The sequence below is a fragment of the Bradyrhizobium genomosp. III genome, from assembly GCF_000261705.1.
In the GTDB taxonomy this organism is placed as follows: Bacteria; Pseudomonadota; Alphaproteobacteria; order Rhizobiales; family Xanthobacteraceae; genus Bradyrhizobium; species Bradyrhizobium ottawaense.
The window spans coordinates 1-12,283 of sequence record NZ_AJQF01000326.1 but is presented as its reverse complement, the minus strand read 5'-3'; the positions used below and the strand labels follow the sequence as shown (position 1 = coordinate 12,283).

10 protein-coding genes and 1 tRNA gene are annotated in these 12,283 nt (G+C 64.0%); 4 read left to right on the top strand and 7 right to left on the bottom strand.

The genetic code is table 11. From position 1 onward, the window contains the following. Together IC66_RS0126580 and IC66_RS0126575 are read right to left on the bottom strand one after the other, a co-directional pair. The coding region (locus IC66_RS0126580; protein WP_049806643.1) for a sugar ABC transporter substrate-binding protein at positions 1-954 on the bottom strand (954 nt) is incomplete at its 3' end. A 40-nt stretch (positions 955-994) separates the two neighbouring features. Then, positions 995-1,966, bottom strand: coding sequence for an ABC transporter permease (locus IC66_RS0126575; RefSeq protein ID WP_038949710.1), 972 nt, complete (start codon positions 1,964-1,966; stop codon positions 995-997). Positions 1,967-2,207: 241 nt separating this feature from the next. Between IC66_RS0126575 and IC66_RS0126570 the strand changes: the two genes are divergently transcribed. After that, positions 2,208-3,170 carry a helix-turn-helix domain-containing protein gene (locus tag IC66_RS0126570; RefSeq protein ID WP_038949709.1) on the top strand — a complete coding sequence of 321 codons (963 nt, stop codon included), beginning with the start codon at positions 2,208-2,210 and terminating at the stop codon, positions 3,168-3,170. 71 nt (positions 3,171-3,241) lie between these two features. Here the strand turns inward: IC66_RS0126570 and IC66_RS0126565 are convergent, their stop codons facing one another. The 3 genes from IC66_RS0126565 to IC66_RS0126555 all read right to left on the bottom strand — a co-directional run bounded on the left by IC66_RS0126565 (position 3,242) and on the right by IC66_RS0126555 (position 5,168). After that, complete coding sequence (locus IC66_RS0126565) at positions 3,242-3,610, bottom strand: rhodanese-like domain-containing protein (RefSeq protein ID WP_038949708.1); 369 nt, start codon at positions 3,608-3,610, stop codon at positions 3,242-3,244. Between the two features lie 95 nt (positions 3,611-3,705). Next, entirely contained in the window at positions 3,706-4,557 is an 852-nt protein-coding gene (locus tag IC66_RS0126560; protein ID WP_028142256.1) for an alpha/beta fold hydrolase, read from the bottom strand. A 32-nt stretch (positions 4,558-4,589) separates the two neighbouring features. After that, a complete protein-coding gene (locus IC66_RS0126555; protein ID WP_028142257.1) occupies positions 4,590-5,168 on the bottom strand; it encodes a TetR/AcrR family transcriptional regulator in 579 nt (192 codons plus the stop codon). Positions 5,169-5,397: 229 nt separating this feature from the next. On the opposite strand from IC66_RS0126555, the gene IC66_RS0126550 reads away from it, so the two are divergent. Next, on the top strand, positions 5,398-6,468 hold the full coding sequence (locus IC66_RS0126550) for an efflux RND transporter periplasmic adaptor subunit (protein WP_370091661.1): 1,071 nt from the start codon (positions 5,398-5,400) through the stop codon (positions 6,466-6,468). Continuing rightward, positions 6,468-9,578, top strand: a complete 3,111-nt coding sequence (locus IC66_RS0126545; protein ID WP_028142259.1) for an efflux RND transporter permease subunit — start codon at positions 6,468-6,470, stop codon at positions 9,576-9,578. The genes IC66_RS0126550 and IC66_RS0126545 overlap by 1 nt, the downstream gene beginning before the upstream one ends. 188 nt (positions 9,579-9,766) lie before the next feature. Here IC66_RS0126545 and IC66_RS0126540 read toward each other — a convergent pair. Beyond that, a tRNA-Ile gene (locus tag IC66_RS0126540) sits at positions 9,767-9,842 on the bottom strand. A gap of 323 nt (positions 9,843-10,165) precedes the next feature. Further along, entirely contained in the window at positions 10,166-11,140 is a 975-nt protein-coding gene (locus IC66_RS0126535) for a Bug family tripartite tricarboxylate transporter substrate binding protein (protein WP_028142260.1), read from the bottom strand. Between the two features lie 107 nt (positions 11,141-11,247). Between IC66_RS0126535 and IC66_RS0126530 the strand changes: the two genes are divergently transcribed. Beyond that, positions 11,248-12,210: a TAXI family TRAP transporter solute-binding subunit gene (locus IC66_RS0126530; protein ID WP_028142261.1), complete on the top strand. Its 963-nt coding sequence runs from the start codon at positions 11,248-11,250 to the stop codon at positions 12,208-12,210. Positions 12,211-12,283 lie beyond the last annotated feature (73 nt).

Sequence of the window (12,283 nt, the reverse complement as noted above, 5' to 3'; positions counted from 1 at the left end):
CGGGATCAGCGTCGTGTATTCGGAGCCCTTGACCGAACCCGGCTTGGCGCCCGACGACAACAGCCATTTGATCGTGCCGGCCATCTGCGCGGCCTGCGTCGGGACGTCGTAGCTCATGTTGAGATCAAACGAGCCGTTCTTGACGAGCTCGCATGCGCCCTTGCGCTCGCCGCCGCCTGAGGTCGCCAGGAACACCTTGCCGGTCAGGCCAGCTTCCTTGATCGCCGCGGCGGTGCCGATGTCCATGCCGTCCCAGAAGCCGACGATGCCGCAGAGGTCAGGGTTCTGCTTCAGCACCGTCTGGGTGATTGCCTTCGCCTTGGCTGCATCCCAATCGGCGGCCTGGCTGGAGACGACCTTGATCTCGGGATGCTTGGCGAGGATGTTCTCGACGCCCTTGAGCGTGTAGGCGCTGGCCGCCGCCGAGAGCGCGCCCTGGATGATGGCGATCTTGTTCGATTTGCCCTGGCAGGCCTTCACCACGCCCTCGGTCTGGCGCTCGCCGATCTCGATCCAGTTGGCACCGACGAAGGCCGAGCTGCGATAGGCCGAGCCCATGTTGATCTGGATGACGTAGATGCCTTCGTTCTCGGCGCGCTGCAGCAGCTTGGCGTAGGTCTGGACGTCGGGATTGTGGATCACCATCACCGCCGGCTTCTCCGAGATCAGCGAGGTGACGGCTTGCGCGCCGGCGTTCGTATTCCAGTTGGGATCGCGAATCACGAACTTGACGCCGAACGGCTCGAGCTCCTTCTTGAGGCCGGCGTACCAGCCTTCGGTCAGGTCGAAGTTCATTGCCACCGGCACGTAGGCGACGGTCTTGCCGGCGAGCGCTTCGCGGAAAGGCTTCTGGAACGGCTCGTCGAGGCCCTGCTGGGCAAGGGCCGGAGCGGCGCCGGCTGAAAGCGCCAATGCGGCGATGCTTCCAAGCGCGAATTTATGAACGCAGGCCATTGTCTTCCTCCTTGTTGGATACGCGTTTTTTTCAGGCAGATCAGATGTCGCCCTGTTGGGCCGTTTCTTCGTTTCGTGGATTGAGCAGCGTGTCCGTGATCACCGCGACCAGAAGCACGAGGCCCTTGATGAGGTTCTGGCCCGCATAGGGGATGTTGAGGATCGTCATTCCGTTCAGCATCGTCCCGATCAGGAGCGTGCCGATGATGACGTTGACGACCCCGCCGCGCCCGCCCGACAGGCCGATGCCGCCGAGCACGACGACGAGGATGACGTCGTAGATCAGCGTCGAATTGAAGATCCGGGTCGGCATGGAGTTGACGGACGCCGCCAGCACGAGGCCGGCAAAGCAGCCGATCAGCGCCGCAAGGACGTATTGCAGCACGATGATGGGCCGCGACGGGATGCCGGTCACGCGCGCGGCGAACGGGTTGTCGCCGATCGCGTAGATGTAGGCGCCCCAGCGTGTCTTGCGCAGCAGGATGAAAACCACGACGCAGGCGATCGCGAACATGACGATCGAGGTGGGGATGCCGAGGATGCTGCCCTGGCCGAGCCGCTCGAACCCGGCCATGCCCTCGCTCCATTGCACGACGTCGAGCTGGAAGAGGGCGGCCTGGCCGAGACCGGCGACGAACAGGCCGGTCGCCAGCGTCGCGAACAAGGGCGGCACTTCCGCATAGGCGATGAGCCAGCCGTTGACGAGCCCGATCGCGATCGACAGCAGGCCGGCGGCGAGCAGCGAGGCCGGCAGCGAATGCCCATTCTGCACCATCTGCAGCACGAGGCCGCCGGGGACCGCGAGTGCGGCGATCAGCGACAGGTCGATGCCGCGGCCGATCACGACGATTGCCATGGCGAGGCCAAGGATGCCGAGCACCGCCACGTTCTGCAGCAATGTCAGCATGTTGTCGGCGGAGAGAAAGCCGCTGAGGAAGACCGAGAAGGTCAGGAAAAGTGCAGCGAAGACCGCAAACACGATCTCCTGTTGGCTGATCCGAACGCGCTTCATCGCTTGCCATCCCTGGGATCGGCATCGCGCGCGCGGGATCGCCGTCTCGGCGCGCGCTTGCCTCCCCCCGTCCCAAGATTTGTTTTGCGCTTGATAAGCGAGGAGCCTCAAGGCGGCTTGCTTGAACGCGCAAACCTTTTGCGTTGGCGCGCAAAGAGTCTTGCGCGAAGCTGACAGGAACCTAAGATCGGCCGGCAGCTTTTGTGCGCTGCACAGCCAGACCTCGCTGCAACGGGCCACCATGGATCTCGTGTTTACGACCGAGGAGCTAGACCCCGCCAAGCGCTTCGCAGCTTGGCAAGATGCGATCTGCGACCACTATGTTCATGTCGACGTGAACGCGGTAAAGCCGGCCGACTACCAGGGCTTTATCCGCGAGGCGCAATTTGGCTCGGTCACGATGAGCGACGTCTTCCTGTCGGAGCAGCGGATATCGCGGCGCGACCGGCACATCGCAAAGCTCGACAAGGATTGTTACTACGTCCAGTTTCTGCAACAGGGCAGCATGGACGTGCTCCAGGCCGGCCAGACCCTGGTGACCAGCCCGGGCATCGGCGCGATCTTCTCGGCCTCCGACGCCTACGATCTCGAATGCTCGAACCAATTCCGGTCATTGTATCTGGAGATTCCGCGCAAGGAATTTTCATCGCGCTTCGCCGAAGGAAAGATGCCGTCGGCGGCGACAATTGCGACGGGGCGGGGTCTGGGCCGGATCGCCGCCGAATTCTGCGCGCTGCTGGCATCGGAGGCCTCGAGCCTGGAGGAGACGGCGCGAACCCGGCTTGGTCATGAGTTGATGGACGTGCTGGCGCTCGCGCTGGACATGGGCGACAAGGACGAGTTCTCGGAAGACGCGACGGCGCGGAACGCGCGCCTGCGCTCGGTCAAGGGCTGGATCGAGGAGCATCTGACCGATCCGGATCTGTCGCTGGAGAAGATTGCCAGGAACAACGGCGTCTCGCTCCGGCATCTGCATTACCTGTTTCGTTCGACCGAGATGTCGGTGTCCGAATGGGTCCTGAACCGCCGCCTGCAGCGTTGCTACGACGCGCTGATGCGCCCGGAGCTGCGCGCGCTGTCGGTGACCGAGATCGCCTATCGCCTCGGCTTCAGCAGCTCGTCGCACTTCAGCACGGTGTTTCGCAGGAAGTTCGGCCACAGCCCGTCCGAGCTGCGCCGGCGGCAGATGACGTCGATCGAATAGGAGGATCGCGCGCCGAGCCGCCGGCGATGGCGTTCGGCGGCAACGAGCCCCTGCAGACCGGCCCGCGCGTCCTATTTCTCGACGGCGCCCGTCCAGTCCTTGAAGCCGCCGAGGTTGTAGACCTTCTCGTAGCCCAAATCCTTCAGCAACTTGCCGGCCAGCGCCGACCGGCCGCCGGACGCGCAGTAGAGAATGACGCTCTTGCTCTTGTCGAACGCCTTGTCGTGGGAAGGCAACTCCGGATCCGCGCGAAACTCCAGCATCCCCCGCGAGACATTCACGGCCCCTGCGATCTTGCCACTGGCCGCCACCTCCGGCGCATCGCGAACGTCGACGACCAGCGTGTTGCCGCTCTTGATCATCTCAGTGGCCTGTTCCGACGTAATCTTGGGCACCGCCGCGTTGGCGGCTTCGAGCATTTGCTTGACGCTGGTTGGCATGGGTTGTCTCCGTTGGTGGCCTAGCGGGGAGGATAGCATATTGGCCGCACTTCGCCTCCTTCTGTTGGAGGAGCGTGCTCTGCTTGATCATGCACTCATTCCGCGGCCAATATCGCCCGAGCCAGCTCCGACGGATTCTCGACAGCCGAGAAGTGGCCGGTATTCCTGAGCGTCACCACCTGCGAGTTGGGAATGAGAGACCGTGTGCGCTCGCGCTCGTCGGGCCGAGACCAATCGCTGTCGCCATAGATGAGCGTCACCGGCGCCGAGATCTGCCGATAGTAGTCGCGGGCCGTGCTCCAGGATCGCCAGCCCGCCAACACCTTGCGTGCGGCCCGCTTGTATCCCGGGCGGTGGGCCACCTTGTCGAACTCGGCGAGCAGATCGGCCGGCAGCTTGCGCGGGTCGTGGTATCCACCACCCATGATCTTGCCGAGAACGATCTTGTTTTCGAGCGACGCGTTGATCGCCCCGAGCACCGGGATCTGCAGACTTCCGATAATGAAGTTCGCGAGCCAATTGCCCCGTCGAATTCCGTCCCCATAGCGAGTTTCGTAGTCGTAGGGGTTGATTGCATAGACCCGCTTTACACGGTGTGGGAGGGAGGCCGCCACCGTGAGGACCAATGCGCCCCCGATCGACTCGCCGACGAGCGTTATATCCGAGAGGTCTAGCGCCTCAATGAAGCGGATGACCGCCTGCCTGAAATAGGGCTCGTTGAAGCTCGCGCCCGGATCGATCGGTGAGTGTCCGTGGCCGGGCAGATCGATGGCGTACACCGTGTGCGACCGGGCGAGGAGAGGCGCGAGGCTGCGGAAATACTCGAGCTGCGTCCGGATCGTATGGACGAGGAGTAGCGGAGGCCCGCTGCCGGTCTTGTGAAAACGCACACTGAGCCTCTCCGATAATTTGAGCAAACTCGGCCCGGCTTCGCTCACGTCAAGCATCCGATCTCTCCAAGTTTCGAGGGGGCGGTCGTTCAAGCGGCGGCGGCTTCACGGACCAGCGCGGCTGCGGCATCCAGAAGGGCTCGTGCGAGGTCGGTGTCGTTGACCGCGCGCGCCAGCGTCACGGCGCCGACCATCGTCGCGAGAATGGCCATGGCCTTGTCTCTGGACCCCTGGTCGCCGTCCTTGGCGATGAAGCGGCCGAGCACGTCGAGATGGGCCTTGATGCCCGCTTCGAACTCGGCCTTGACGTCGGGACCCTGCCGGGCGGCGTCCGCGCCGAGGGCCACGATCGGACAGCCGTCCATTCTCTCTTCGCGATGATCTGCACTGAGATAGAATCCGATCACTGCGCTGAGCGGATCGTCAGGATTGCGCGCGGCCGCGTCCGACCATCGGCCGGAAGCGCTCTCCAACGCGCGCTTGGATGCCTCGACCGCCAAGTCCTCCTTGGACGCGAACTGCTTGTAGAAGGCGCCCTGGGTGAGCCCGGCCCCCTCCATCAGATCCTTGAGGCCAATGCCGTCAAAGCCGCGATCCCTGAAGAGGCGACTTGCCACATTGATCACGGTTTGGCGGTTCTCCGCGGCTTGAACGCGACTGACGCGCATCGTGCTCCTCCATTTGGATTTCAGTCGAAATCTATGTCCAATATAGATGTCGAATGACATCTATCAAGTGGGCAGTTGCAGCTGGACCGGTGATTTCCTGAGATCACGTTCCCGTCAGGTCGCCAAATTTAGATTGTGGTCGACCTCTAATTCGATATAGAGTTCGAACGAAATCTAAATCGCACAGGAGACTGTCATGAAAAGGGGAACTGCCGTTTTGGCCGGTATTATGATCCCGGCGGGGGTGGCCACATTCGTCAGTCTCGGCATTTTCACCCCAAAGGCCTCTGCCGTGAGCGACCCGAGGCAGGAGCCGCCGATGGTCAGCTTGGTGAAGGCCGCGCGGGTGAACGGCTCCGAGCGCGGGTTCACAGGCACCATCGGCGCGCGGGTGGAGAGCAATCTCGGCTTTCGCGTCGCCGGCAAGATCGTCGAGCGGCTGGTGAATGTCGGCGAGCAGGTCAAAGCCGGGCAGCCTCTCATGCGGATCGACGAGACCGACCTCCGCCTTGCGCTTGCGGCGAAGCGTAACGCCGTGGCCGCGGCTCGCGCGGTAGTCGTGCAGACGGATGCCGATGAGCGGCGATATGCCAACCTGGTCAACGACGGATGGACGTCCAAGCAGCGCTACGAGCAGGCGAAGGCCGCCTCGGATACAGCCAAGGCGCAGCTCGCCGCGGCCGAAGCCGAGGCAGGGGTCGCCGAGAACCAGGCGACCTATTCCATCCTGGTGGCAGACGCGGACGGCACGGTCACCCAAACGCTCGGCGAGCCCGGCCAAGTGGTCTCGGCCGGCCAGGCGGTCGTTCGGCTTGCGCAGTCCGGGCCTCGCGAAGCCGTGGTGGCGCTTCCCGAAACGATCCGGCCGGCGATCGGCTCGTTCGCCGAGGCCAGCCTGTATGGAAGCGATGGACGCCGCTACGCGGCGCATCTGCGCCAATTGTCGAACTCTGCCGACGCGCAGACCCGGACTTACGAGGCCCGCTACGTGCTCGGCGGCGAGGCGGCGGCAGCACCGCTCGGCGCGACAGTCACCATTCGGCTCGCAAGCCAGGACAGTCAGCCGGAAGTCCAGGTGCCGCTGGGCGCCGTGCTCGATGACGGCAGGACAACGGGCGTCTGGGTGTTCGACAGCGGCAGCTCGACCGTACACTTTCGCCCCATCAAGCTTCTGCGCGTGACCAGCGAAGCGGCCATTATCTCTGGATCAAGCTCAGCTGATCCCATTGTTTCGCTCGGCGCTCACCTCCTGCACGAGGGCGCTCGCGTCAGGACCGCCTCCGACGGCGGGAGCAAATGATGAGCTTCAATCTCTCCGCGGTCGCCGTTCGCGAGCGGGCCGTCACCCTGTTCTTTATCATTCTGCTGGCGGCAGCAGGCGCCTACGCCTTCTTCATGCTCGGGCGGGCCGAGGACCCGTCCTTCACCATCAAGACCCTGACGGTCACGACGGTGTGGCCGGGTGCGACGGCACGCGAGATGCAGGACCAGGTCGCCGAACCCCTGGAGAAGCGGATTCAGGAGCTGACCTGGTACGACCGGGTGGAGACGACGACGCGGCCGGGTTATGCGTACATGACGGTGACGCTGAAGGACAGCACGCCGCCATCGAGCGTCCAGGAAGAGTTTTATCAGGCTCGCAAGAAGCTCGGAGATGAAGCCCGCAAGCTGCCGGCCGGCGTGCTCGGCCCCTTCGTCAACGATGAATATTCGGACGTGAGCTTCGCGCTCTACGCCCTCAAGGCGAAGGGCATGCCGATGCGTGAGCTCGCCAGGAAGGCGGAGGTGATCCGCCAGGACCTGCTGCATGTGCCCGGCGTCAAGAAGATCAATATCTTCGGCGAACGTCCCGAGCAGATCTTCGTGGAGTTTTCCTATCCCAAGCTGGCAACGCTCGGCGTGTCGGCACAGGATATCGTTGCCGCCTTGCAGCGGCAGAATACGGTGACCCCGGCAGGTTCGATCGACACGAGCGGGCCACAGGTCTTCATCCGGGTCGACGGCGGTTACGACAGCGTGCAGGCGATCGCCGACACGCCGATCGTCGCTGCGGGACGAACCTTGAAGCTGTCCGACATCGCCGAGGTTCGTCGCGGCTACGAGGATCCTCCCACCTACATCATCCGGCACCAGGGCGAGCCCACGATCATGCTCGCGGCAGTGATGCAGGAGGGCTGGAACGGTCTGGCGCTCGGCAAGGCGTTGGAAGAGAGGTCCGCAGCCCTGGCGCGGACACTGCCGCTCGGGATGACGCTCGACAAGGTGACCGATCAGGCCGTGAACATCACCTCCGCGGTCGACGAGTTCATGATCAAATTCGCAATGGCGCTCGCTGTGGTGCTGCTGGTCAGCCTGCTCAGCCTCGGCTGGCGCGTGGGAATCGTCGTGGCCGCCGCAGTCCCTCTGACGCTGGCCGTCGTGTTTCTCATCATGCTGGAAACGGGCCGATTCTTCGATCGCATCACGCTCGGTGCTCTCATCCTCGCGCTTGGCCTGCTCGTGGACGATGCCATCATCGCCATCGAGGTGATGGTGGTGAAAATGGAAGAGGGGATGGACCGCCTCAGTGCGGCGGCCTACGCATGGAGCCACACTGCGGCGCCGATGCTCTCGGGCACACTCGTGACGATCGCGGGGTTCCTGCCGGTGGGGTTCGCGCGCTCGACCGCCGGCGAATATGCCGGCAACATCTTCTGGGTCGTCGGGTTCGCTCTCATCGTCTCCTGGATCGTCGCGGTGATCTTCACGCCTTACCTTGGTGTCAAGATGCTGCCCGCGATCAAGCCTATCGAGGGCGGCCACCACGCGATCTACGACACGCCGAACTACCGGCGCTTGCGGCGGGTCATCACCTCGGCCGTGCGCCACAAGTTCCTGACCTGCAGCCTCGTCGTGATCGCTTTCGCGCTGTCCGGCCTCGGCATGGGCGCGGTCAAGCAGCAGTTTTTCCCGACGTCGGATCGCCCCGAGGTTCTCGTGGAGGTTCGCCTGCCGGAAGGCACCAGCATCGAGACGACGACCGCCGCCGTCGAGAAGCTCGAACGCTGGCTGCATGATCAACCCGAGGCGAAGATCGTGACCAGCTATGTCGGTCAGGGCGCGCCCCGCTTCTTCTTCGCGATGGCGCCGGAGCTCCCCGATCCGGCCTTTGCCAAGATCGTCGTGCTGACGCCAGACGCCGAGGCGCGCGAGGCTTTGAAGCAGCGGCTCCGGGAGGCGGTATCACACGGCCTTGCCCGGGAAGCGCGTGTGCGCGTCACCCAGCTCGTCTTCGGACCCTACACGCCGTTCCCGGTGGAGTTTCGGGTGATGGGCCCCGATCCCGCGAAATTGTACGCGCTCTCTGAAAAAGCCGTCGAGGTCATGCGGGGCGTTCCCGACGTGCGACAAGCCAATCGGGATTGGGGCAATCGCACACCCGTGCTCCGCTTCATTCCAGATCAGGATCGGCTGAACCTCATCGGCCTCTCGCCGGCGGAAGTCGGGCGGCAGCTCCAGTTCCTCCTCACTGGCATCGCCGTCACGCAGGTCCGCGAGGACATTCGCAATGTCCCGATCGTGGCGCGCAGCGCCGGCGGTGAGCGGCTGGATCCGACACGGTTGGCCGACTTCTCACTGACGAGCCGAGACGGCCGTCTGATTCCGCTCGACCAGATCGGCCATTCGGAAGTCCAGCTCGAAGAGCCGATCCTGAAGCGCCGCGATCGCACGCCGGTCGTCACGATTCGTTCGGACATCAATGAGGCGACGCAGCCTCCCGAGGTCTCCAAGGACATCGTGAAAGCCCTCCAGCCGCTGATCGCATCGCTTCCGGCCGGCTATCGCATCGAGACCGGCGGCTCGATCGAGGAGGCCACGAAGGCCAATGACGCGCTCGCGACCGTCTTTCCCGCCATGATCGCCGCAACGCTGATCGTCATCATGCTTCAGGTCAGATCATTCTCGATGATGGCCCTCGTCATGCTGACAGCACCGCTTGGTCTCGTCGGCGTCGTGCCTGCGTTGCTGATCTTCAACCAGCCCTTCGGATTCAACGCGATTCTGGGACTGATCGGACTGGCCGGGATACTGATGCGCAATACCCTGATCCTGACCGAACAGATCAAGGAGAACCGCGCGGCGGGCCTCGACGACTACCACGCCGTCATCGAAGCCACGGTGCAACGCACGAGGCCCGTGATCCTGACCGCACTTGCGGCCGTACTCGCGTTCATCCCCCTCACACACTCCGTCTTCTGGGGATCGATGGCCTATACCTTGATCGGCGGCACGGCAGTCGGCACGGTGTTGATCCTGCTCTTCCTTCCTGCGCTGTATGCCGCGTGGTTCCGCATCAAGCCGACTGCGGATGAGATCCCTGTGAGCGCGACGGACAAACCGGAGTTGCGAACAGCAATGGCTGCCGAGTAGGGCTATCTCTGATCAGCCGGCGGCGCGGCAGCCTTCACTCGCTTCGCTCTTGATGTGTGGCGCTGGCTTGCCGGGCCGAAGCTCGCGGCCGAAGTCCGTCTTCGCGTCCGCTTTGCTCCAGCTACGCCGGACCGTTCGCCCTTCGGTCGTTGCGTGGCTGTGCCGCGCGTAGCCCGCAGGGCGAAGCGTGGTGGGCCCGGCAGGACTCGAACCTGCAACCAGACCGTTATGAGCGGCCGGCTCTAACCATTGAGCTACAGGCCCCGCCGCGAGACGGCTCGCGGGAACGCGCGGCCGGCAACGGTGCGCGGTTCGTTTACAGGGATGGGGGCGGGGGTGCAATGCTGGCTCTGGCTCGCGAGAACGCCGGGCGCGCAGTTTCGGATAACCGAATTTGATGACGATGTCTGTATATCCCCTGTTTTGCCCGACGGAGCAAACGCCCCGCGGCGGGCCGCTTTTTGTCCCCCGTAACCCATTGAAATTATTAGACTCGTCTACTGTGCATGGGGTTGTTTTGCGATATTTGATGGAGGGGGCCTCCGGGGTCCCCTCCGATGTCCTGCCGGCTCGCCGCTGAGCTGCCGCTAGTCCACCGAGACCCCGGCGAACTCCACCACCTTGCGCCACTTCTCCGTCTCATCATTGACCAGCTTGCCGAACTCGGCCGGCGTCATCGGCTTGGGGATGCCGCCGACTTCAGTGAGGCGCGCCACCAGCTTCGGGTCTTTCAGCGCTTCGCCGACGGCCTTGTTGAGGGTCTCGATCACCTCGCTTGGGGTGCCCTTCGGCGCGGAGATGCCGTAGAAGCCGACCGATTCGAAGCCCGGCACGGTCTCGGCGATCGCGGGTACGTCGGGCACGCTCGGCCAGCGCTGCGGCGAGGTCACGCCCAGCGCGCGGACATTGCCGCCCTTCACCTGCTCCATGGCCGAAGGCAGATTGTCGAAGATCAGCTGCACCTTGTTGGAGATGATGTCGGGGAAGGCGATGGCGGAGCCGCGATAGGGCACGTGCACCATGTCGCACTTGGTCAGCACCTTGAACAGCTCGGCCGACATGTGCACCGAGGTGCCGTTGCCGGACGAGGCAAAGGAGATCTTGCCGGGATTGGCCTTGCAGTAGTCGACGAACTCCTGAACCGTCTTCGCGGGGAACGCGTTGGAGACGACCAGCATGTTGGTGAGCTGCATGATGCTGGCCACCGGCACGGTGTCGCGGATGAAGTCGAACGGCAGCTTCTTGTAGAGCGAGGTCGAGATCGCGTTGTTGGGCGCGACGAACAGCAACGTGTAGCCGTCGGCCGGCGAGTTGATCGCGGCGGCGGCAGCGATGTTGCCGCCGGAGCCCGTGCGGTTCTCGACGATGAATTGCTGGCCGAGACGGTCCGACAGCCACTGCGCCATGATCCGCGCCACGATGTCGACCGGGCCACCGGCGGCAAATCCAATCAGCCAGTGCACGGGGCGGTCGGGATAGGCGGCGGAGGAGGGAGGCGTGGCGCTGAAAAGACCTGTGAGGACTGCGAGCCCAAAAAAACCGCACCGCAAAATTCGCAACATGACGCCTCCCATTGTTCTATTGTCGTTGGGCGATATGCTTTCACAAAATCCGCTCCCTGCCTACATCGCCGCAAGTCGGTGTTGACGCAGGCCCGCCGGGAATGACCATGAGATTCGCGATGATCGCTCTTGCTGCAGTGCTGCTCGCCAGCCCCGCTGCTGCTCAAACCGGAGGCACGGCCATTCCGACCACGACGATCAGCTTGGGCACCGCGACGCCCGGCGGCGGCTTCCCACTCTATGGCAACGCCTTTGCCGAAGTGATGAACGCGGCCGATCCGCAAATCTCCATCGCCCCGCGCAACACCAAGGGCAGCAACGAGAACATTCCGCTGCTGGAGAAGGGCGAGCTCGATCTCGCGCTGGTCGCAGGCGAGCCGGCCTATGAGGCCTTTGCCGGCATCGGGCGTGCGCCGGTTCGGCTGAAGATACTCACGGCGATCTATTCCAACCCCGGCATGTTCGTGGTGCGCGCGGACAGTCCCTACAAGACGATCCGCGATCTCGTCGGTCAGCCCGTGGCGTTCGGCGCCAAGGGCTCGGGCCTGCCGATCCTGGCGCGCTATGTGCTGGATGGCCTCGGGCTGAGGCAGGATGAGGACTTCAAGGCCATCTATCTCGATCGCGCCGGCGACGGTCCCGCGATGGTCGAGGACGGCCGCGTCGCCGCGCTCTGGGGCGCCGGCATCGGCTGGCCCGGCTTTGCCGCGGTCGCATCGAGCGCGTCAGGCGCGCGCTTCATCGCGCCTGATGTTGAAGAGATGACGCGCATCCGCGCCAAGCATTCCTTCCTGAAGCCGTTGCTGGTGCCGGCCAATAGCTATCCGAACCAGTCCGCGCCGATCGCCTCGCTCGGGTCCTGGAGCTTTGTGCTGACGCGCGAGGATCTGCCCGACGAAATTGCCTATCGCCTGGCGAAGACGCTGCACGGCGTCGAGACGAATTTCTGCAAGAAGCTCGCGCAGGCCTGCGAGACCACGGCGTCGAACACGGTTGCCGCAGCGCCGAGGCCGGAGCTAATTCATCCGGGAGTCGCAAAGTACTTCCGCGAGATTGGAGTTATGAAGTAGCTCGCGACCACACCCGCGCTCGTCATGCCCGGGCTTGTTGTTTAGTCCGGGGACATGGCTGACACCTGTTCGG

Bases quoted from the DNA above. Each gene is read 5' to 3' on its own strand.
- IC66_RS0126550 (WP_370091661.1), top strand. From the start codon at position 5,398: ATGATCCCGGCGGGGGTGGCCACATTCGTCAGTCTCGGCATTTTCACC.
- IC66_RS0126570 (WP_038949709.1), top strand. From the start codon at position 2,208: ATGGATCTCGTGTTTACGACCGAGGAGCTAGACCCCGCCAAGCGCTTC.
- IC66_RS0126565 (WP_038949708.1), bottom strand. From the start codon at position 3,610: ATGCCAACCAGCGTCAAGCAAATGCTCGAAGCCGCCAACGCGGCGGTG.
- IC66_RS0126560 (WP_028142256.1), bottom strand. From the start codon at position 4,557: ATGCTTGACGTGAGCGAAGCCGGGCCGAGTTTGCTCAAATTATCGGAG.
- IC66_RS0126545 (WP_028142259.1), top strand. From the start codon at position 6,468: ATGAGCTTCAATCTCTCCGCGGTCGCCGTTCGCGAGCGGGCCGTCACC.
- IC66_RS0126575 (WP_038949710.1), bottom strand. From the start codon at position 1,966: ATGAAGCGCGTTCGGATCAGCCAACAGGAGATCGTGTTTGCGGTCTTC.
- IC66_RS0126535 (WP_028142260.1), bottom strand. From the start codon at position 11,140: ATGTTGCGAATTTTGCGGTGCGGTTTTTTTGGGCTCGCAGTCCTCACA.
- IC66_RS0126530 (WP_028142261.1), top strand. From the start codon at position 11,248: ATGAGATTCGCGATGATCGCTCTTGCTGCAGTGCTGCTCGCCAGCCCC.
- IC66_RS0126555 (WP_028142257.1), bottom strand. From the start codon at position 5,168: ATGCGCGTCAGTCGCGTTCAAGCCGCGGAGAACCGCCAAACCGTGATC.